Annotated in this window: 16 protein-coding genes; 10 read left to right on the forward strand and 6 right to left on the reverse strand. The window is 78.0% G+C overall.

Annotated features, from left to right (window positions below):
- Window positions 1-78 precede the first annotated feature (78 nt).
- A complete protein-coding gene (locus WDV85_RS09095; RefSeq protein ID WP_339570300.1) occupies window positions 79-450 on the forward strand; it encodes an FKBP-type peptidyl-prolyl cis-trans isomerase in 372 nt (123 codons plus the stop codon).
- Window positions 451-630: 180 nt separating this feature from the next.
- The gene (locus tag WDV85_RS09100) at window positions 631-3090 is read left to right on the forward strand and encodes an HNH endonuclease signature motif containing protein (protein ID WP_339570301.1); all 2460 of its coding nucleotides are present in this window, start codon (window positions 631-633) and stop codon (window positions 3088-3090) included.
- An 88-nt stretch (window positions 3091-3178) separates the two neighbouring features.
- Here WDV85_RS09100 and WDV85_RS09105 read toward each other — a convergent pair whose 3' ends face one another.
- Window positions 3179-4393, reverse strand: a complete 1215-nt coding sequence (locus WDV85_RS09105) for a DUF3866 family protein (protein ID WP_339570302.1) — start codon at window positions 4391-4393, stop codon at window positions 3179-3181.
- A 433-nt stretch (window positions 4394-4826) separates the two neighbouring features.
- Here WDV85_RS09105 and WDV85_RS09110 point away from each other — a divergent pair, with 433 nt between their 5' ends.
- From WDV85_RS09110 to WDV85_RS09140, 7 genes are all read left to right on the forward strand, one after another.
- Window positions 4827-5885, forward strand: a complete 1059-nt coding sequence (locus tag WDV85_RS09110; protein ID WP_339570303.1) for a helix-turn-helix transcriptional regulator — start codon at window positions 4827-4829, stop codon at window positions 5883-5885.
- Complete coding sequence (locus WDV85_RS09115) at window positions 5882-7003, forward strand: helix-turn-helix transcriptional regulator (RefSeq protein ID WP_339570304.1); 1122 nt, start codon at window positions 5882-5884, stop codon at window positions 7001-7003. Before WDV85_RS09110 ends, WDV85_RS09115 begins: the two co-directional genes overlap by 4 nt.
- On the forward strand, window positions 7000-7344 hold the full coding sequence (locus WDV85_RS09120; RefSeq protein ID WP_339570305.1) for a hypothetical protein: 345 nt from the start codon (window positions 7000-7002) through the stop codon (window positions 7342-7344). Before WDV85_RS09115 ends, WDV85_RS09120 begins: the two co-directional genes overlap by 4 nt.
- Before the next feature lie 11 nt (window positions 7345-7355).
- Entirely contained in the window at window positions 7356-7625 is a 270-nt protein-coding gene (gene tatA, locus WDV85_RS09125) for a Sec-independent protein translocase subunit TatA (protein WP_339570306.1), read from the forward strand.
- Between the two features lie 51 nt (window positions 7626-7676).
- Window positions 7677-8456: a twin-arginine translocase subunit TatC gene (gene tatC, locus WDV85_RS09130; RefSeq protein WP_339570307.1), complete on the forward strand. Its 780-nt coding sequence runs from the start codon at window positions 7677-7679 to the stop codon at window positions 8454-8456.
- A 109-nt stretch (window positions 8457-8565) separates the two neighbouring features.
- Window positions 8566-9603, forward strand: coding sequence for a diacylglycerol/lipid kinase family protein (locus WDV85_RS09135; RefSeq protein WP_339570308.1), 1038 nt, complete (start codon window positions 8566-8568; stop codon window positions 9601-9603).
- Between the two features lie 10 nt (window positions 9604-9613).
- Window positions 9614-12727: a DEAD/DEAH box helicase gene (locus tag WDV85_RS09140; RefSeq protein ID WP_445263269.1), complete on the forward strand. Its 3114-nt coding sequence runs from the start codon at window positions 9614-9616 to the stop codon at window positions 12725-12727.
- 58 nt (window positions 12728-12785) lie between these two features.
- Here WDV85_RS09140 and WDV85_RS09145 read toward each other — a convergent pair whose 3' ends face one another.
- A complete protein-coding gene (locus WDV85_RS09145; RefSeq protein WP_339570310.1) occupies window positions 12786-13796 on the reverse strand; it encodes a 5'-3' exonuclease in 1011 nt (336 codons plus the stop codon).
- Window positions 13797-13856: 60 nt separating this feature from the next.
- Between WDV85_RS09145 and WDV85_RS09150 the strand changes: the two genes are divergently transcribed.
- Window positions 13857-15626: an amidohydrolase gene (locus WDV85_RS09150; protein ID WP_339570311.1), complete on the forward strand. Its 1770-nt coding sequence runs from the start codon at window positions 13857-13859 to the stop codon at window positions 15624-15626.
- A gap of 47 nt (window positions 15627-15673) precedes the next feature.
- Here WDV85_RS09150 and WDV85_RS09155 read toward each other — a convergent pair whose 3' ends face one another.
- From WDV85_RS09155 to WDV85_RS09170, 4 genes are all read right to left on the reverse strand, one after another.
- Window positions 15674-16873, reverse strand: a complete 1200-nt coding sequence (locus WDV85_RS09155) for an ROK family transcriptional regulator (protein ID WP_339570312.1) — start codon at window positions 16871-16873, stop codon at window positions 15674-15676.
- 80 nt (window positions 16874-16953) lie between these two features.
- Complete coding sequence (locus tag WDV85_RS09160) at window positions 16954-18291, reverse strand: sugar ABC transporter permease (RefSeq protein ID WP_339570313.1); 1338 nt, start codon at window positions 18289-18291, stop codon at window positions 16954-16956.
- An 11-nt stretch (window positions 18292-18302) separates the two neighbouring features.
- The gene (locus WDV85_RS09165; protein WP_339570314.1) at window positions 18303-19124 is read right to left on the reverse strand and encodes an ATP-binding cassette domain-containing protein; all 822 of its coding nucleotides are present in this window, start codon (window positions 19122-19124) and stop codon (window positions 18303-18305) included.
- A 214-nt stretch (window positions 19125-19338) separates the two neighbouring features.
- On the reverse strand, window positions 19339-20439 hold the full coding sequence (locus WDV85_RS09170; protein WP_339570315.1) for a sugar ABC transporter substrate-binding protein: 1101 nt from the start codon (window positions 20437-20439) through the stop codon (window positions 19339-19341).
- Window positions 20440-20754 lie beyond the last annotated feature (315 nt).

Genomic DNA, 20754 nt, shown 5'->3' on the forward strand with positions numbered 1-20754 from the left:
CCGGTGGCTCCCCGCCGCCGCGCACGAGGGTCGGTGCTCCCGCACCGACCACCGCCGACCAGCAGGAGGACGCACCCCATGGCCGACAAGCCCGTCGTCGACATCCCCAGCACCGACCCCCCGACCGAGCTGGAGCTCGAGGACCTCGTCGTCGGTGACGGCCAGGAGGCCGTGGCCGGCACCACCGTGGCGGCGCACTACGTCGGCGTCTCGTGGTCGACGCGCCAGCAGTTCGACGCCTCCTGGGACCGCGGACAGCCCCTCACCTTCCAGCTGGGGGCCGGGCAGGTCATCTCCGGCTGGGACACCGGCATCCAGGGCATGCGCGTGGGCGGCCGCCGCCGCATCACCATCCCGCCGCACCTCGGCTACGGCGACCGCGGTGCGCCTCCCGTCATCGCGCCGCGCGAGACGCTCGTCTTCGTGGTGGACCTCGACGGGGTGTCCTGACCCCGACCCCCTGGGCAGCACGTGACGGGCGGCGCCTGACCGTCTGAGCAGCACCTGGACGCCCTCGGCCCACGTGGCCGGGGGCGTCCGTGCGTCCACAGGCGCCCCAGGGGCCCGCGTCGTCCACAGGCGTCACCGGTCATGGAGGCGTTGTCGGACCCGAGCCCTAGTGTCGCACACATGTTCGAGGACCTGGGGCGGGGCGGCGACGACGCCGGCGCGTCCTCGCCACCCGCCGGTCGTGGGGCGAGCTCTCGTGACGGCATGGGCGGCCCTGCCGCCGCGGAGCACGACGGCGGCGTCGCCGAGCTCGTGCGAGAGGCCGGTCGGGTGCGGTCCGCGGTGCGGGCGGGGGCGCTGGGTCGGGTGCAGGCGGTCGTGGCGTTGGAGGCGGCGCGGTCGGTGGCGTGGGCGGGGCTGCTGCGGCAGGTCGCGGCGCTGGTGGACGAGGTGGGCGCGTCGGGTGGGCCGGCGGCACCGGTGGCCGACGCCGGTGACGGTGCTGGCGACGGCGGGTCCGGTGCCGGTGACCGCGGGGCGGGGGCGGTCGGTGTCGCGGTGCGGGGTGCGGGCTCCGACCCGGCACGGTCGCTGGGGCCGGGATCGGGGTCGGGGCGGGATGCGGGTGTGGCGTTCGAGGCCGCCGCGGCCGAGCTGGCGGTCGCGCTGGTGGTGCCGCTGCGGCGGGCGCAGGACCTGGTCGCCGAGGCCCTCGCGGTGACGACCCGCCTGCCGGTGACCCTGGCGGCGCTGGAGGCCGGGCGGATCGACCCGCAGCGCTCCCGCCTGGTCGCCGACGAGACCGTCGCTCTCTCGGCCCCTCACGCGGCGGAGGTGGACGCGGCCCTGGCCGCGGACCTGGGCCCGTTGACCCTCCCGGCGCTGCGGGCGCGGGTGCGTCACCTCGTCGCGACGACCGACCCCGAGGCCGTGCGCCGGCGGGTGCGGCGCGCGACCTGCGCCCGCGGGGTCCGCCTGTTCCCCGTCGAGGACGGCATGGCCCAACTCGTGGCGACCGGCCCGGTGCTGGACCTGGCGTGCGTGTTCGAGCGCCTGACCACCACCGCCCGGGCCCGGGCCGGGGAGCACGGGCGCCTCGACCCGCACGCCGCGACGTCCGCGGGCCTGGACCCCCTCGCCCTGAGCGACGCCGGCGCGGGGTTGCCGGACCGGCGGGGCATCGACGCGCGCCGCTTCGACGCCCTCGTCGACCTCGCCACCACCACCGACCTCACCACCACCGACCCGGCCAGCACCACCGACCTGGTCACCGGCGCTGGTGCCCGTGCGGGTGCTCGCGGCGGGGCTACGGCTGGTGCGGACGCCGCCGGAGCCGGGCGCTCGGTCCCGATGAGCAGCACGGTCACGACCCGGGCGCGCAGCCCCCACGGCCCGCAGGTCACCGTGGCCCTGACCAGCCTGCTCGGCCTGGACGACGACCCCGCCCAGCACCCCACCCTCGGACCCCTCCCGGCGGTGGCCGTCGCCGAGCTCCTCGCCGCCGGGCACCGCTTCCGCCGCGCCCTGACCGCCCCACTCACCGGCCACCTCGTCGGCCTCGACGGCCACCTGATGACCCCCGACCCCACCACCACGACCACCACCACGACAGAGACGTCGACAGGGACGCCGCCCGACCCACCGCGCACGGGCCGTCAGACCACACCCGCCCGCCGCGGCCGCAGGGGCGCGATCACCGTGCGCGTCGAGACGCCCGACGACCTCACTGCGACGCCGCCACCCACACCCCTCGCCAAGACCGCGGCTGCAGCGGCGGCCGGGACGACGACCGAGACCGCAGCCGTGGCCAGGACGACGACCGGGCCCGCAGCCGTGGCCAGGACGACGACCGGGCCCGCAGCCGTGGCCGGGACGACAACCGCGCCCGCAGCCGTAGCCGGGACGACAACCGCGCCCGCAGCCGAAGACGCGCCGCCGCCCTCGCCACCGGCACCTCCTCCGTCGGAACCGGTGACGGGCTCCTCGGCGACCTCACGGCACACCTCGCTGCGCCGCGCCGCCCGACGCTCCGGCTGCTCCTACGCCGCCGCCACCGGCGGCCCCGGCCCCTACACGCCCACCGACGCCTGCGCCCGCTGGGTCCGCACCCGCTCACCCCGCTGCCAGGCCCCCGGCTGCCGCACGCCCGCCACCCGCTGCGACCTCGACCACCGCACCCCCCACGCCACCGGCGGACCGACCTGCCCCTGCAACCTCGACGTCCTCTGCCGCCGCCACCACCTCGCCGAGCACCACCACGGATGGACCGCCGTCCCGACCTCAGACGACCCCACCGACCCGTCCCTCACCTGGACCACCCCGCTCGGCCAGGTCGTGGATGTCCCCGCCCAGCCCCTGCTGCCCCGACCCGCACCCCGCACCACCGACGACGACACCTGGGAGCAGACGCTGGCCGACGACGCGGCCGCCGCCGCCCTCGAGGACCACCTCCTCGGCGGACCCCGCTACCCCCACCGCGACAGCGCCGCCCACGACCTCGACCGGGTGCACGCCGAGCTCGCCCGGCAGCAGCGTGAGCTCGAGGGCGGCGGCCCGGTGCCTGCTCGTCCCGGCGACGACCCGAGCGGCGCCACGGGCGGAGCAGGCGGATGGGGTGACGACGGCCCTCCGCCCTACTGACCGCCGGCCGTGAGGCGCACGCGCCCGACCACGCCCGTCCACGTGCCCCACGGCAGCGGGGACGGCGAGCGAGGAGCGTCGAGCGACGTCACCGCGCGGTCGCCGCCCACCGCCCGGCCGCAGCGGCGGCGAGGAAGGGGGCGTCGTCCTCGTCGACGCCGCGGCCCATGGTCGACAGACGGACGGGGCTGGTCGCCAGGGCCTCGTCGAGGTCGGCGACGTCCACCTCGACGAGCTCGTGCCGACCGGCGAGCGCCGCCGCCTGCTCCCGCACGCGCGTGCCGAGGTCCCCTGCGAGGCGGGGGACCACCACCTCCGCCCGCGCGAGGGCGACCCGCCCGTAGGCGGTGAGCGAGTGGTGCGACACGCCGCGGTGGCGCTCCCGGGCGTCGGCGCCCGAGACCCGCAGCGAGGCGACCGGGCGCCCGCCCAGCACGGAGACGGCGTTGACCGCCTCGCCGCACGCGACGCCCGAGAAGCCCCAACGCGTGCCGGTGCCGAGGTTGCCCGGACCCTGCGCGACGACGACGAGGTCGGCACCGAGCACGTGCTTCGCCGCGAGGAGCCCCGTGTGCAGCGTCACCGCCTCGGCGTCGCCCCCGAACGCCTGCCCGGTCGTCACCACGGCGTCCAGCCAGCCCGCCGCCCTCAGCCCGGCCGCGGCCCGCGAGAGCGCCGCCGGCAGAGCGCCCCCGTCCGTCATGACGTAGACGCAGCGGTCCGTCGTCATCCCGAGCGCCGCCCGCTCCGCGCGCCAGCCGGCGAGGACGGCGGGCAGCGCCGAGTGGAGGTCGGCGACGACGACGGGCAGGCCGCCCAGGTCGTCGGCGTCCACGAGCGCGGCGTGGGCGGGGGACTCCTGCTCGTCGACGCCGAGGACCATCGCCTGCAGCGGCGTGTACCTCGCCTTCACGAGGTGTCCCGGCGCCGGCGGCGGGTCCGCCGGGAGCCGGTCCGGCACCGCGACCACGCTCGCCGAGCCCCCCGTCCCGAGGCCGCGCGCCAGGGCCGACACCGACAGGAGCACCGCGTCGCCCACCTCCGGGGTGCCGACGAGGTCGACGAGCGCGGTCGCCCGGACGACCGGGCCCTCAGCACCGGCGGCGTCGGCGACGTCCGGGCCGGACGCCGCGTCGGCAGCGGTCGTCCCGGCGCCGTCCGCGCCGGGGGAGCCCGGCTCGTCGCCCTCCACCTCCGGCGCACCGCCGACCCGGGGGAGGGGTGCGTCGAGACGGACCCGGACGTCGCGGACGCCCGGCCACTCCCGCACGACGTCGCGCACGTGCCCGCGGCGCCAGTGCACGGCCCCACGACGACCCGCCCCGAGGCCGTCCGGCCCGCCATGCTCCCCGGCCGAGGTCCCGTCCGGCGCCGCAGCCGGGCTCCCGTCCGGCACCGCAGCCCCAGCATCCGGCGGCGCACCGACCGGGCTCTCCGCGGCGTCCCGTCCTGCCGCGCCGTCCCATCCCGCTCCCGGTGCGCGTCCCTCGTCCTCCACACCGTCGACGCTACGGGTCCGCCCCGCCGGAGCGGCGCCCCGACCACGGCGTGCCCTGACCACGGCACCCCGACCACGGCGTGCCCTGACCACGGCGCGCCGGCCACGGCGGCGACCTGTGGGGCGCCCTCGACGACCCCCGCACGCTGCCCGCGACCTCCCGGGCGCCGTGACGGCCCCCGTGGCGGTCTGTGACGACCTCCGGGGCGGGCCGTGACCCCTCGGGTAGCGTCGCCGCGTGGCTCCCGCCCAGCGCACCGAGCGCCTGCTCAACCTCGTGATCGCGCTGCTGTCGACCCGTCGCTGGCTCCGCAAGGAGCAGATCCGCCAGGCCGTGCCGCAGTACAGCGAGGCGACGAGCGACGAGGCCTTCGACCGCATGTTCGAGCGCGACAAGGAGGAGCTCCGCGACCTCGGCGTCCCCCTCGTCACGGGCACCGACGCCGCGTGGTTCGACGACGAGGCCGGCTACCGGGTGGACCGCGACGCCTGGGAGCTGCCCGCCGTCGACGTGACGCCCGCCGAGCTCGCCGTCCTGGGTCTCGCCTCCCGCGTGTGGCAGCAGGCGAGCCTCGCGGGCCCGGCCTCGCGCGCCCTCGTCAAGCTGCGCGCGCTGGGCGTCGAGCCCGACGAGTCCTCCCTCGTGGGCGTCGAGCCGCGGGTGCGCACCAGCGAGCCGGCCTTCGGCCCCCTGTACGCCGCCACCCGCGACCGGGCCCCCGTCACCTTCCGCTACCGGACCGGGCGGACGGGCGAGACGGCGCGCCGCCGCGTCGAGCCGTGGGTCATCACCTCCTGCTACGGGCGCTGGTACCTCGTGGGCCACGACCTCGACCGGGAGGCGCCCCGCGTCTTCCGCCTCGACCGGGTGTCCCCGGGCATCACCCGCACCGGCGGGACGGCGAGCGTGCCGGTGCCCGAGGACCTCGACGCCCGCGCCCTCGTCCGGGGGCGCGACGGCGCGCCCGCCGAGCGGACGGCGCGCGTCCGGCTCACCGGGTCGGCCGGTGCCGGCCTGCGCCTGCGGGCCGGCGCGCCCGCCGACGCCCACGAGGTCGAGGTGCCCTTCGCCGACGTCGACGAGCTGGCCCAGGAGGTGGCGCCCCTCGGCGCCGAGGCGCGGGTCCTCGACCCGCCCGACCTGCGGGACGCCGTCCTGGCGCTCTGGCGCGGAGCCCTCGCCGCCCACGAGCCCGGGCAGCAGCCGGAGCATCAGTCGGGGCAGCAGACGGAGACGGGGCACGAGGGCGGTCGCAGCGGCGCACCGGCCGCCGCGGCGGGCGGGGGCGCCCGATGAGCCCCGCCCGGACCGGCGGGACCGGTGGCGGGCGCGCGGCCGGTCCCGGCGCCGTCGCCCCCGGCGCGGGGGCCGGCGACCGGCTCTCCCGGCTCCTGGCCATGGTGCCGTGGCTCCTCGAGCGCCAGGGCGTCGCCCTCGAGGACGCCGCCCGGCACTTCGCCATCTCCACCGACCAGCTCGTCGCCGACCTCGAGCTCCTCTTCGTGTGCGGGACGCCGGGCCACATGCCCGACGACCTCATCGAGGCGGAGTGGGAGTCGGGGCACGTCTACCTCGGCAACGCCGACGCCATCGCCCGCCCGCTGCGCCTGGGGCAGGACGAGGCGCTGGCCCTCCTCGTCGGGCTCCGCACGCTGGCGGACCTCCAGGGGGTCGAGGACAGCGCCGCCCTCGAGGGCGCGCTCGCCAAGCTCTCGGCCGCCGCCGGGGACGCCGCGGCCGCGGCCGGCTCCGTCCAGCTCGACCTGGCCGCCGGCGCCGACCCGGGTGTCCTCGCCGTCGTCCGCGGGGCCCTCTCGCGCGGTCGGCGCCTGCACCTGCGCTACCTCGTGGCCACCCGTGACGAGACGACCGAGCGGGACGTCGACCCGATGGAGCTCGAGTCCCTCGACGGCCGCTGGTACCTGCAGGCGTGGTGCCACCGGGCGCAGGGCGTGCGGCGGTTCCGGCTCGACCGGGTCCTCGCCGCCGAGGAGCTCGACGCGGACGGCACGCCGCCGGCGGACGCCGTGGCCCGCGACCTCGGCAGCAGCCTCTTCGCCCCCGGCGACGAGGTGCCCCTCGTCGTCCTCGACCTCGACGACGGCGCCCGGTGGGTCGCCGAGTCGGTGCCCGTCGAGGACGTCGCGGAGCGACCCGACGCCCCCGGGGGCCTCCGGGTGCGGCTGCGGGTGGCCGACGACGGCTGGCTGCGCCGCCTCGTGCTGCGGCTCGGCGGTGCGGCCCGCGTCGTGTCGCCGCCCGCGCTGGCGGAGCAGGTGGCCGCGGCCGCCCGGGCGGCCCTCGCCGCGGCGGCGGACGACGGGGACGGGCGGCCGGACGGCGAGGACGAGCGGCGGGCCGACGGCGCCGGCGGGCCGGGCCCGTCCGGCACCGCGGCTAGGGTCGCCCCGTGACCTGGTGGATGTGGGTGCTCCTGTGGCTGGTGCTCGTCGTGGGCGCCGCCGTGGTGCTCCTGCGCCTGGGGCTCGGCCTGTGGCGCAAGGGGCTCGCCGGCCTCGCCGAGGTCGAGCGCGCGAGCCAGGTCGCCGCCGAGCTGTCCGAGCAGGTGAGCCGCCTGCAGGCGGAGAAGCCCCGCGAGCCGGTCGTCACCACGGCCTTCGACGACCCGGTCGCCCTGCGCCGGGAGCGCACCCAGCGGTTGGCCCAGCGGACACGCGCCCGTCGCCGACGGGCCGGGCGGGGGAGTCGTACGCTGGGCCGGACGACGACGCGCGCCGCCCGCACCACCGACTGAAGGGTTCCGCCATGCTCCGGGACATCTCGCTCTGGCAGGTCCTGATCCTCGTCGGGATCATCGTCATCCTCTTCGGCGCCAAGCGGCTCCCCGACGTCACGCGCAGCGTGGGCAAGTCCCTGCGCATCCTCAAGACCGAGGTCAAGAGCCTGCGCGACGACGACGAGGCCAAGCCCGCCGCCGCCGAGCCGGAGCAGCGACCCGCCGCGCAGCCCCTCGAGGGGCGCGCCGTGGACGAGGCCCGTCGCGAGCAGCGCGACGAGCAGCACCGCGCCTCCTGACCCGTGGCGCTGCGGACGCCGAGCCGCCGCCGGAAGGACCCCGAGGGGCGCATGCCCCTCGGGTCGCACCTGCGCGAGCTGCGGAACCGGCTGGTCTGGTCGGCCGTCGCGGTGCTCCTCGGCGCCGTCGCCGGGTGGTTCCTCTTCGACCTCGTCTTCGGCCTGCTGACGGTCCCGCTGACGGAGGCCGCCCGGGAGGCCGGCCGCGAGGACGACATCACCACGAACATCGGCAGCGTGACGGGCGCCTTCGACCTCAAGGTCAAGGTGTCGATCTTCACGGGCCTGCTCCTGTCGAGCCCCGTCTGGCTGTGGCAGCTGTGGGCCTTCGTCACGCCGGGCCTCACGCGCCGCGAGAAGCGCTACACCGTCGGCTTCGTCTCCGCGGCCGTGCCGCTCTTCCTCAGCGGCGTGGCGCTCGCCTACGTCGCCCTCCCGCGCGCGGTGTCCTTCCTCGTGGACCTCACGCCCGAGGGCACCGTCAACATCATCGACACGTCGATGTACATCGGCTTCATCATGAGGATCCTGCTCGCCTTCGGGGCGTCCTTCCTCCTGCCCGTCGTCCTCGTCGCCCTGAACGTCGTGGGCCTGCTGCCCGCCCGGACGATCCTGGCGGCCTGGCGGTGGGTCGTCGTCCTGGCCTTCGTGCTGGCGGCGGTGCTCACGCCGAGCCCGGAGCCGACCGCGATGTTCTTCCTCGCCGTCCCGCTCTGCGGGCTCTTCTTCCTCGCCATCGGCGTGGCCGCCCTCAACGACCGACGTCGGCGCCGCAAGGACGAGCGCGAGGGCTACGCGGGCCTGTCGGACGACGAGGCGGCCCCGCTGTGAGGCGCCCGGCCGTGAGCTCCCCGGCTGTGAGCTTCCGGGCCGCGAGCGCTCCCGCCGTGGGGACCGCGGCGCGAGGTCTCCCGGGTGCGCCGCTGGTGACGGCCGCCGGGTGAGCGCCACCGACCCGCTCGTCTGCCTCCTCACCAACCCGGTCTCCGGCGCCGGTCGCGGGCGGGGGGCGTCCGAGACGGCCCGCCGCGAGCTGGCGCGCCTCGGCGTCCGCGTCTTCGACGCGACGGGCAGCTCCGCCTCGCGGTCCCTGCGCCGGGCCCACGTCGCCGCCGAGGGCGCCGACGCCGTCGTCGTCGTCGGCGGGGACGGCATGGCCCACCTCGGCGCCGAGGTCGCGGCGGCCCACGACCTGCCCCTGGGGCTGGTGCCCGCGGGCACCGGCGACGACGTCGCCCGCGGTCTGGGACTCGCCGGCCGCGACCCGGCGCAGGCCGTCCGCCGCGTCGTCGCGGCGCTGCGCGCGGGCCGCACCCGCGGCGTCGACGTCCTCGCGGTGGAGGGCGGGGACGGAGCGGGCTCGCCCGAGCGCAACGGCTCGCCGCGGCCGGCGGACGGCGGCGACCGCGAGCGCGTCGTCCTCGGCGTCGTCTCCGCCGGCTTCGACGCCCTCGTCAACGAGCGCGCCAACAGCTGGCGCTGGCCCCGCGGGCGCGCCCGCTACGTCCTCGCGGTGGCGCGCGAGCTGCCCGTGCGGCCCCGCACGACGTACCGGCTCGTCGTCGACGGGGTGCCCGAGACGCGCGACGCCCTGCTCGTGGCGCTGGCCAACACCTCGAGCTTCGGCGGCGGCATGCGCATCGCCCCCGACGCGGACGCGGGGGACGGGCACCTCGACCTCGTCGTCGTCGACCCGCTGCCCGCCCTCGAGCTCGCGCGCGTCTTCCCCCGGGTCTTCTCCGGCGGGCACGTCGACCACCCGGCGGTGAGCGTCCGGCGGGCGCGCAGCGTCGAGGTGGCCGTCGTGGAGCAGGACCGGGAGGACGGGGCCGCGGGAGACGGGCACCGGGGAGACGGGCACCGGGGAGACGGGGCTCGGCCGGACCCCGTGCTGCCCGTCTACGGCGACGGGGAGCGGCTCGGCACGCTGCCCCTGGCGGTGCGGGTGCGCCCGAGGGGGCTGCGGGTCCTCGCCTAGGCTGGACGGCATGCCGTCGCGACGACAGCGCACGGGCGGGTCTCGCAGGGGCTCCGCCGCAGGGGCGCTCCCCGGAGGCGCGGGGGGCGTGGACGCCGACGTCGAGGAGCTGCCGCCCGCCGCGCGCTTCGCCGCCGCCCGGGCCCGCCGCGAGCGGGCGGGGGCGGCCGACGCGGCCGGCGCCGCGGCGGGACCGACGGACTCCTACGGCGACGGGTACGGCTCGGAGCTGGCCCGTTTCCGCGACTCGCTGCCGTTCCGGCTCGACGACTTCCAGGTCCGCGGGTGCCGCGCGCTGGAGGCGGGCCGCGGCGTCCTCGTCGCCGCACCGACGGGCGCGGGCAAGACGGTCGTCGGCGAGTTCGCCGTCCACCTCGCCCTCGCCACCGGCCGCAAGGCCTTCTACACGACGCCGATCAAGGCGCTGAGCAACCAGAAGCACGCCGAGCTCGTCGAGCGCCACGGCGCCGACAAGGTCGGCCTGCTGACGGGCGACGTCGTCGTCAACGGCGACGCCCCGGTCGTCGTCATGACGACCGAGGTGCTGCGCAACATGCTCTACGCGCGCTCCGACGCCCTGCGCGGGCTCGGGTACGTCGTCATGGACGAGGTGCACTACCTCGCCGACCGCTTCCGGGGCCCGGTGTGGGAGGAGGTCATCCTCCACCTGCCGCAGGACGTCCTCATCGCCTCGCTGTCGGCGACGGTGAGCAACGCCGAGGAGTTCGGCGCCTGGCTCGACACCGTCCGCGGCGGCACCGAGGTCGTCGTCTCCGAGGTGCGCCCCGTCCCGCTGTGGCAGCACGTCCTCACCGGGCGGGCGGGGATGCTCGACCTCTTCGTCGGCGAGGCCGACCAGGCGGTCGCCGGCGGGTCGGTCGACGCCGCCGAGGCCGGGGACGTCCGCCCCGCCGTCAACCCCGAGCTGCTCGCCCTCGCCCGCGACGAGGAGCGCAGCGCCCGCGCCCTCGGCGGCCGGGGCGCGCCCCCGCCGCGCGGGGGACGGCGCCGTCGCGGCGGGTACCCCCCGCACCGGCCCCGCGGCCAGGCCGCGCCGCCGTCCTCCCAGCGCGCCCCGAGCCGCGCGCACGTCGTCGCCGCTCTCGACGACGCCGACCTGCTGCCCGCCATCACCTTCGTCTTCAGCCGCGCCGGGTGCGACGCCGCCGTGCGCCAGTGCCTCGCGGCCGGGCTCCGGCTGACGACGCCCGAGGAGCGCCAGGAGGTGCGCCGCGTCGTCGAGGCCGCGTGCGCCGACATCCCCGACACCGACCTCGCCGTGCTCGGGTACTGGGACTGGCTCGAGGGCCTGACCCGCGGCGTCGCCGCCCACCACGCGGGCCTGCTGCCCCGCTTCAAGGAGGTCGTCGAGGACCTCTTCAGCCGCGGGCTCGTCAAGGCCGTCTTCGCGACGGAGACCCTCGCGCTCGGCATCAACATGCCGGCCCGCTCGGTCGTCCTCGAGAAGCTCGTCAAGTACAACGGCGAGTCCCACGCCGACATCACGCCCGGGGAGTACACCCAGCTCACCGGCCGCGCGGGCCGCCGGGGCATCGACGTCGAGGGCCACGCGGTCGTCCTCTGGCAGCCGGGCCTCGACCCGGAGGCCGTGGCCGGGCTCGCCAGCCGGAGGCTGTACCCGCTGCGCTCGAGCTTCCGGCCGACGTCGAACATGGCGGTCAACCTCGTCGACACCGTGGGCCGGGCGCGGGCCCGCGAGGTGCTCGAGACGTCCTTCGCCCAGTTCCAGGCCGACCGCGCCGTCGTCGGCCTGGCCCGGCGCGCCCGCAGCCAGGAGGAGGCGCTCGACGGCTACGCCGAGGCGATGCAGTGCCACCTCGGCAACTTCGCCGAGTACGCCGCGCTGCGCCGCCGCGTCGGCGAGCTCGAGAAGGAGGGCAGCCGGGAGGCGTCCCGCCGCCGCCGCGCCGAGGTCCTCGACTCCCTCGAGGGGCTCAGCGTCGGCGACGTCGTGCGCGTGCCCGCCGGCCGCCGCGCCGGGACGGCGGTCGTGCTCGACCCCGGCACCGCCGGCGGCCTCGAGGGGCCGCGCCCCACGGTCCTCACCGAGGAGCGCGAGGTGCGCCGCCTGTCCCTGCACGAGGTGCCGGGCGCCGTGGAGGTGCTCGCCCGGGTGCGCGTGCGCCACGACTTCAACGCCCGCGACGCCGGGGCCCGGCGCGACCTCGCCGGGTCGATGCGCTCGGCGCTCGCCGACGCCCGGCGCGCCCCGCGCGAGGAGGTCCGCGGCGGCGGCCGGTCGGGCGGCCGGTCGGGCGGGGGCCGGGGCCGCGACGAGGCCGTCCAGGAGACGCTCGACGGGCTGCGGCGCCGGCTGCGCCAGCACCCCTGCCACGGCTGCCCCGACCGCGAGCAGCACGCCCGGTGGGCCGAGCGCTGGTCGCGCCTGCGCGGCGAGACCGACGGGCTCGTGCGGCGCATCGAGGGCCGCACCAGCGGCATCGCCCGCACCTTCGACAAGGTCTGCGACCTGCTCCTCGAGCTCGGCTACCTGCAGCCGGTGCCGCGCGAGGAGGAGGAGACCCAGCCCGACGGCACCCGGGCCGCCGACCGGCTCCCGGGCGGCGCGGCCGACGAGGTGCAGGTCACCGACGCCGGGCGCCGCCTCAAGCGGGTGTACGCCGAGAAGGACCTCCTCGTCGCGCAGTGCCTGCGCGAGGGCGTCCTCGCGGGCCTCGACGGCGCCGGGCTCGCGGCCGTCGCCTCCGCGCTCGTCTTCGAGGCGCGCCGCGAGGAGGTGGGCACCGGCCCCCGCACGCCCCCCGGCGCCGTCGGCCGCGCGCTGGCGCAGGTCGTCGGCCTGTGGTCCGACCTCGAGGACCGCGAGCGCGCCCACGGCCTCGCGCCGACGTCGGCGCCCGACATCGGCCTCGCGCTGCCGATGCACCGCTGGGCGCAGGGCGCGACGCTGTCGGCCGTCCTCGAGGAGGCCGCCGGCATGGAGCTGGGCGCCGGCGACTTCGTCCGCTGGTGCAAGCAGACGGTCGACCTGCTCGACCAGGTGGCGGGCGCCGCCGGGGACGACGGCGACCTGCGCCGCGCGGCGCTGGACGCCGTCGACCGGGTCCGCCGCGGGGTCGTCGCCTACTCCGTCGTGGCCTGAGCCCTCGAGGGCCCGGGACGGGGCGCCGGCCCGGGGGAGGGCGCCCGCCGAGCGCCCCTCAGCGGCGCCCGACGACCTCGTCGCGCACGGCGTCGGTGGGCAGGCCGAGGGCCACGAGCAGGCGGCGCAGGCTCGAGGCGACGCCGTAGCGCCGGGCGAGCGCGGTGACCGCCGCCGGGTCGGCCACCTCGGCGGGCAGGGCGTCGTCGTGCTCGGGCAGGTCGGCGTCGCGCAGCACCCGCACGACGGCGGGCGCGGCGTCGAGGTAGTCGGCGGCCTCGGCCAGGCGCGCCAGCTGCGCCGGGCGCAGGGAGGGGTCGCGGTCGCGGACGGCCGCCCGGACGCCGTCGAGGTCGCCGAAGCGCTCCAGCAGCGTCGCCGCCGTCTTCTCCCCGACGCCCGGGACGCCCGGCAGACCGTCGCTGGCGTCGCCGCGGAGCACGGCCAGGTCGGCGTAGCGGTCGCCGTCGGCGACGCCGTAGCGCTCCCGCAGGCGCGGGCCGTCGACGAGCTCGAGGTCGCGGATGCCCCGGGAGGTGTAGAGGACGAGGACGTCCCCGTCCCCGGCCCCGTCGGACGGCGCCCCGGCCCGGCCGGCGAGCTGGAAGAGGTCGCGGTCGCCCGTGACCACCTCCACCGCCCGGCCCGCGGCGACCGCCCGCGTCGCGAGGGTGCCGATGACGTCGTCCGCCTCGCAGCCCGGCGCCCCGACCCGCGGGACGCCGACGGCGGCGAGGGCCTCGGCGATGACGGGCACCTGCGGGCCCAGCGTCCGCGGGGCGTCCTCCCCGCCGTCCGCCGCCACCCGGTGCGCCTTGTAGGAGGGCACGGCGTCGACGCGCCACTGCGGCCGCCAGTCGTCGTCCCAGCACGCCACGAGGCCGCCGGGCCGGCGGTCGGCGACGAGCCGGGCGGTCATGTCGAGGAAGCCGCGCAGCGCGTTGACGGGCGTGCCGTCGGGGGCCGCCACCGAGTCGGGGATGCCGTGGTAGGCGCGGAAGTACATCGACGCCGCGTCGAGCAGCAGCAGGGGGCCGGAGGGGCCGGGAGCGGTCGTGCGGGCGTCCATGCGGCGAGCCTAGAGCGGGCGGGCGACGGCCCCCGCCGCGCGCCGGGCACACTCGTGCCCGTGAGCACGAGCCCCGCCGGACCCGCCCGCCCCGACCGCCCCAGCGGCCCCGGCCCGGCCGGCCCGCCGCCGGCCCGTGCCGACGAGCGGCCCCGCAGCGTGCTGTACCTCGCCGCGTCGGTGTACTCCCCGGCGGACCCCTTCGCGACGGCCCTGCTCGTCGAGGGCGACCGGGTCTCCTGGGTGGGCTCGCACGAGGCCGCGCAGGCGCAGCGCGGCCGCGCCGACGTCGTCGTCGAGGCGCCCGGGGCCCTCGTCACGGCCGGCTTCGTCGACGCCCACGCCCACGTCACCGAGGCGGGCCTCGCCGCGGCGGGCCTGGACCTCACGGGCGTCGCGAGCGCCGACGAGCTGCTCGACCGCGTGGCCGCCGCGGCCGCCGCCGACCCCGGGCGGCCCCTGCTCGGCCACGGGTGGGACGACGACGCCTGGGCCGGCGGGGGCGCCGGGGGAGGGGCGCCGGGGGCGCGGCTGCCCTCGCGCGAGGAGCTGGACCGGGCGGCCGGGGGCGCCGAGGTGCTCCTGTCCCGCGTCGACGTCCACTCCGCGCTCGTCTCGAGCGCCCTCGCCGACCGCGCCGGGCTCGCGGGCCTGGAGGGCGCGGGCGACGGCGCGCTCGTGCGCCTGCGCGCCCACGACGTCGCCCGCGACGCGAGCCGCCGGCTCGCCCCCGCCGAGCGCGAGCGGGCGCAGCGCCGTGGGCTCGCCGCCGCCGCCGCGGCGGGCGTGGCCACGGTCACCGAGTGCTCCGCGCCGCACGTCGGCTCCCCGGAGGACCTGCGGGCGCTGCGGGCGCTGTCCGACGCCGGCGAGGTGCCCGAGGTCCTCGCCTACTGGGGCGCGCCGGCCCGCGACGAGGCGGAGGCGGCCGCCGCGCTCGCGGACGTCGAGGGCGCCGGCGTCCTCGGCCTGGCCGGGGACCTCTGCGTGGACGGCTCCTACGGCTCGCGGACCGCGTGGCTGCGCGCGCCCTACGCCGACCTCGCGGGCACCGGGCTGCCGGCCGACCACGCGGGCGTGCCCCACCTCAGCGCGGCCGACGTCGCCGACCACCTCGTCGCGTGCACGCGCGCCGGGGTCCAGGGCGGCTTCCACGTCATCGGCGACGCCGCCGCCGACGCCCTCGTCGAGGGCCTCCTGGCCGCCGAGGCGCGAGTCGGGACGGCGGCGCTGGCCTCCGCCCGCCACCGGGTCGAGCACCTCGAGGCGCCCGACGCGCGGGCGGTCGCCGAGCTGGCGCGCCTCGGCGTCGTCGCGAGCGTGCAGCCCGCCTTCGACGCCCGCTGGGGCGGCCCGGACGGGCTCTACGCGCGTCGCCTCGGGAGCGAGCGGGCCGCGGCGCTCAACCCCTTCGCCGACCTCGCCGCCGCCGGGGTGCCCCTCGCCCTGGGCTCCGACGCCCCGGTGACGCCCTTCGACCCGTGGGGCGCCGTCCGGGCGGCGGCCGCCGCGACCCCCGGACCCGCCGGCCGCGCCCGCGGGCTCTCCGCCCGGGCGGCGTTCCTGGCCCACACCCGCGGCGGCTGGCGCGCGGCGCGGCGCGACGGCGAGGGCGTCCTCGTACCGGGCGGCGCGGCGACGCTGGCGGTCTGGGAGGTCGGCGACCTCGTCGTCCAGGCCGCCGACGCGAGGGTGTCGAGCTGGAGCACCGACCCGCGCTCCGGCGTGCCCGGCCTCCCCGACCTGTCGGAGGGCGCGGCGGCCCCGCGCTGCCTGCGGCTCCTGCGCGCCGGCCGGGTGCTGCACGACACCGGCGACCTCGCGGCCTGAGAGCCCCGCAGGGCGGCAGGGCGTCATCGGCGCGCGCGGGCACCGGCTCAGGCGGGCGCCAGCGCGAGCGGGTCGTCGAGCAGCGGGGCCAGCGCGAGCTCGGCGGCGCCGACGAGCGTGGAGTCCGCGCCGAGCCCGGCGAGCCGGACGTCGACGTGGCCGCGCAGCGCCGGCAGCACGAGCCGCTCGACCCACGGAAGGACGTCGTCCTCGACGACCGGCCACAGGTCGCGCCACAGCCCCGCGCCGACGAGGACGACGTGCGGGTCGAGGACGTTGACGACGCTCGCGAGCCCGCGCGCGAAGGAGCGCGACACGCGCTCGCGCGTGCGCCGCGCCGCCACCCCGCCGCGGCCGAGGCGCTCGAGCAGGCGCTCGGCGACGTCCGGCGCCTCGGGGTCGACGTCGAGCGGGGCGGCCCAGGCCGCGGCCGACGTCTCCGCCTCCCAGCACCCGCGGCTGCCGCAGTGGCACGGGCGGCCCTCGGGGTCGACGCCGATGTGGCCCACCTCCCCGGCGAAGCCGCGGCTGCCGGTGAGGCGGTGCCCGCCGGACACGACGCCCCCGCCGAGCCCCCAGGTCCCGCAGAGGTAGACGACGTCGGCGGTGTCGCGCGCCGCCCCGCGCCGGCACTCGGCCAGGACGCCGAGGTCGGCGTCGTTGCCGACGGCGACGGCCAGGCGCCGGCCCAGGCGGGCCTCGAGCTCGCCCGCCACCTGCTCGCCGACGGGCTGCTCCACCCAGCCGAGGTTGGGCGCGAGGCCGACGACGCCGGCGCCCGCCCGCACGGTCCCCGGCACCGCGACGCCGGCGCCGACGAGGCGCTCCCGGTCGGCGGCGTCCGGCACGAGCCGCGCGGCCAGGTCGCCCGCCAGGGCGGCCACGCGGTCCGGCGGGGCCTCGAAGGGCACCTGGACGGTCCCGCGCTCCAGCACGGCGCCGCCCAGGCCGACGACCGCCGCCCGCAGCCAGTGGACGTCGAGGTAGAGCGCCAGGACCGTCGCCGACCGCTCGCGCGGCACCACGACGAGCGAGGGCCGCCCGACCCCGCGCCCGGCGGCGGCACGGGGCCGCTCCTCCTGGACGAGCCCCGCGTCGGCGAGGCCGCCCACGAGGTCGCCCACCGTCGAGCGCGACAGCCCGAGGGCCCCGGTCAGCTGCGCCCGGGTCAGCGGGCCGTCGCGGTGGACGGCCGACAGCAGCACCGAGAGGTTGTGGCGGCGCACGTCGTCCTGGCTGCGGCCCACCGGACGGGAGGGCGCCACGCGGGGGGCCGCCCCCGCCCCGGCGGGCGCGCGCAGCGTCCCCCGGGACGGGTGGGCCACCGCTACCGGCCGGACGAGCTGCGCCGGCGCCGGGAGACGGCGTCGACGGCGGCGGCCAGCAGGAGCACGGCGCCGGTGACGAGGAAGTTGACGAAGGCGCGCTGGCCCAGCAGCCCCAGGCCGTTGGCGATCGTCGCGATGACGAGGCCGCCGATGACGGCGTTGACGACCTTGCCCCGGCCGCCGAAGAGGCTCGTGCCGCCGATGACGGCGGCGCCGACGCCGAGGAGCAGCGTGTTGCCGCCGCCGGAGCCGGGGGCGACGGAGTTGAGGCGGGAGGCCTCGATGATCCCGGAGAGGGCCGCCAGCGTGGAGCCGATCATGAACACGGAGACGCGGATCATCTGGACGTTGATGCCCGCACGCCGGGCCGCCTCGGCGCTGCCGCCGACCGCGTACACGTGCCGGCCGTAGGAGGTGCGGCCGAGGACGAAGGTCAGCACGACGAGCAGGACGGCGATGAGCGGCACCGACCACGGCATCCCGGCGAGGGTGATGCTCGGCACGCGCGCCCGGTTCTGGGACAAGACCGCCGTGACGGCGAGGACGGCCACGGCCACCGCGACGACGCGGAGCACGACGAAGGCGAGGTTGTCGCGGGTGAGCCCGCGGCGGCGCAGGGTCGACCAGCGGGCGAGGCTGAGCGCGGCGTACCCGCCCGCCGCGAGGACGGCGAGGACCCAGCCCAGGGCGATGGGCACGTTGCCGTTGGCGATGGCGACCACGACGCTGTTGCGGACGGCGATGGTGCCGCCCTGGCCGATGAGCTGGAGCGTGACGCCCTGCAGGGCCAGGAAGAAGGCCAGCGTCACGACGAAGCTCGGGATGCCGACCTTGGCGACGAAGAGCCCGATGAGCGTGCCGATGACGAGGCCGGCCAGCAGGCCCGCGGGGATGCCGAGGAACCAGGGGAGCCCGGCGTCACCGAGGGCGAGGGCCATGACCGCGGCCGCGGTGCCGCCCGCGACGCCGGCGGACAGGTCGATGTCGCCGAGGAGGAGGACGAAGGTCAGGCCCATCGCCAGGACGATGATCGAGGAGGCCTGCACGAGGAGGTTGGCGAGGTTGCCGGCCGTGAGGAAGGTGTCGGGCCGCAGCGCCGAGAAGAGGACGAAGAGGACGGCGAGCCCCAGGAGCGCGGGCAGGGAGCCGATGTCGCCGCCCTTGAGGCGCTGGACGTAGGCGGTGACGCCCTCGCGGAAGGTGGGGGCGGCCGCGGCCTCGGACATGGGGCTGCCGCCCGACCCGGTGGCGCGGGCCAGCTCGACGATGCGCGCGCGCTCGTCGTCGGGCGAGCCCTGGGGCGCGCCGGCGGGGGTGGTGCCGGTGGGGGTGCTCACGGGTGCGCTCCTCAGTCCTGCGCGGCGGCGGTCAGGCCGAGCTCGCCGGAGCGGCCCGTCGTGATGAGCTCGACGACCTGGCTGCTCGTGACGTCGCGCGTGCGGACGGTCGCGGCGGAGCGGCCCAGGTACAGAGCGGTGATGGAGTCGGCGACCTCGAAGACGTCGCTGAGGTTGTGGCTGATGAGGACGACGCCGAGGCCGTTGTCGGCGAGCCGGCGCACGAGGTCGAGCACCTGGCGGGTCTGGGCCACGCCGAGGGCGGCCGTGGGCTCGTCGAGCAGGACGACCTTGGAGTTCCACAGCACGGCCTTGGCGATGGCCACCGTCTGCCGCTGCCCGCCCGAGAGGCTGGCGACGAGCTGGCGGACGGAGCGGACGGTCCGCACCGAGAGGCTGGCGAGGGTCTGGCGCGCCAGCTCCTCCATGGTCGTCTCGTCGAGGACGCCGGCCTTCTTCTTCTCGCGGCCGAGGAACATGTTCTGGACGATGTCGAGGTTGTCGCACAGCGCGAGGTCCTGGTAGACGACCTCGACGCCGAGGTCGGCGGTGTCCTTGGGCCCGTTCACCGTGACCGGCCGGCCGTCGAAGAGGTACTGCCCGCCGTCGGTCGTGTAGATACCGGCGACGCACTTGACGAGCGTCGACTTGCCGGCGCCGTTGTCGCCGACGAGCGCGGTGACCTCGCCCGCGCGCACGTCCAGGTCGACGCCGTGCAGCACCTGCACCGCGCCGAAGCTCTTGTCGATGCCGCGCAGGGACAGCAGCGGCGTCGCCGCGCCGTCGGGGCCGGAAGGGGCCGCGGTCGCGGCCGGGGTGCTCGTGGGGCCCAAGGGGGTCCTCCTCGTCGAGGCGCCGGGGGACCGGCGGCCGGGGTGCTCGTGGGGCCGCGCGCCGAGCCGGGACGGGCGCGCTGCGGTCACCACCGGGCGCGGGGGCGCCCGGTGGTGACCGGGGGAGCGGGCGAGCCGCGGGGCGGGCGGGCCGGTGACCGGTCCGCCCGCCCGGTGGAGCCGGGGACGCGGGGGCGTCAGGAGGTGCTGCTCCTCAGGAGATGCCGAGCTCGCTGCAGGCGTCGGCGAACTTCTCCGTGCAGAGCTCCTCGGCGGTGACGAAGCCGTCGTCGACGACGTCCTTGACGTTGTCGCGGAAGATGGCCTGCGGCTCGAGGAGGATGGACGCGACCTCGCGACCGCCCGTCTCGTCGGTCACGGTGCCGGTGGTCTCCGGCTCCTCGCCGTTGATGAGGGCGATGGCCGTGTCGGCCAGGCCCTGCGCCTCCTGCGTGACGGCCTTGTAGACCGTCATGCACTGGTCGCCGGCGAGGATGTTCTGCAGGCCCTGGACCGTGGCGTCCTGCCCCGTCACCGGGACCTGCCCGTTGAGGCCGTTCTTCGCGAGGATGGAGATCGCGGCGTTGCCGAGGCCGTCGTTGGCGGCCAGGACGCCCCCGATGGACGGGTTCTGCGTGAGCATCTGCTCGAAGATGGTCGCCGCCTGCTGGTTGTCCCAGTCCGGCACGGCCTGCTCGGCCACGACGGTGTACTGCGTCATCGGGTCGAGGACGCTGTGGGCGCCCTGCGAGAACAGCGTCGCGTTGTTGTCGGTGGGCGAGCCGTTGAGGTAGGCGATGTCCGTCGGCGTGTCGCCGAGGCACTGGGCCAGGCCCTCGCCCTGCAGCTCGCCGACCTTCGTGTTGTCGAAGGAGACGTAGTAGTCGGCGGACCCGCCGAGCGTGAGGCGGTCGTAGTCGATCGTCTGGACGCCGGCCTGCTGCGCCTTGGCCTCGATCGCCGCACCGGAGTCGGAGTCGAGGTTGACGATGGCGAGGACCTGGACGCCCTGGGTGATCATCTGGTCGGCGATGGTCTGCATCGCCGAGGCGTCGCCCTGGGCGTTCTGGATGACGGCCGTGACGCCGGCGTCGTCGAACGCCTGCTGGAGCAGCGGGGCGTCGAAGGACTCCCAGCGGGCCGAGGACTCCGTGTCGGGGAGGATGACGCCGACCTGGGGGCCGTCGGACCCCCCGCCGCCGTCGGTGCTGCCCCCGGAGCCGCCGGAGCCGGAGCCGCTGTCGCTGCCGCAGCCGGCGAGGGCGAGGACGGCGGCCGCGGAGGCGGCCGCGAGGGCGGTGCTGCGCACGCGCATGGATGCTCCTTCGCATCGTGGACCCGGGTCGTCGTCGGCCCGTGGATAAGTCGCGGGCCCGAACATATCCGCGACGGCGCCGTCCCACGACCACCGTGATGCGATCGTGACGCGGCAGCACCTGCCCGGGTGACGGCCGCCCCGAGCGGGGGAGGGCGCGGCGGGGCCTCGGCGCCGCCGCGGGGCGGCTGCGACGCGGGGTCCGAGCGGGCGCCCGGCCCGGCCTCCCGACGGCCTCGGGGTCCGCCGGACGCGCTGCGCCCTGACCTGCGACGACGGGGCATCACCGCAGGTCAGAGGGGGTCCTCGACCTCG

Source organism: Pseudokineococcus sp. 5B2Z-1 (assembly GCF_037482305.1).
Classification (GTDB): Bacteria; Actinomycetota; Actinomycetes; order Actinomycetales; family Quadrisphaeraceae; genus Pseudokineococcus.

Coding starts and splice junctions, on each gene's coding strand:
- WDV85_RS09095 (WP_339570300.1), top strand. CDS start 79: ATGGCCGACAAGCCCGTCGTCGACATCCCCAGCACCGACCCCCCGACC.
- WDV85_RS09100 (WP_339570301.1), top strand. CDS start 631: ATGTTCGAGGACCTGGGGCGGGGCGGCGACGACGCCGGCGCGTCCTCG.
- WDV85_RS09115 (WP_339570304.1), top strand. CDS start 5,882: ATGAGCCCCGCCCGGACCGGCGGGACCGGTGGCGGGCGCGCGGCCGGT.
- tatA (WP_339570306.1), top strand. CDS start 7,356: ATGCTCCGGGACATCTCGCTCTGGCAGGTCCTGATCCTCGTCGGGATC.
- tatC (WP_339570307.1), top strand. CDS start 7,677: ATGCCCCTCGGGTCGCACCTGCGCGAGCTGCGGAACCGGCTGGTCTGG.
- WDV85_RS09140 (WP_445263269.1), top strand. CDS start 9,614: ATGCCGTCGCGACGACAGCGCACGGGCGGGTCTCGCAGGGGCTCCGCC.
- WDV85_RS09145 (WP_339570310.1), bottom strand. CDS start 13,796: ATGGACGCCCGCACGACCGCTCCCGGCCCCTCCGGCCCCCTGCTGCTG.
- WDV85_RS09170 (WP_339570315.1), bottom strand. CDS start 20,439: ATGCGCGTGCGCAGCACCGCCCTCGCGGCCGCCTCCGCGGCCGCCGTC.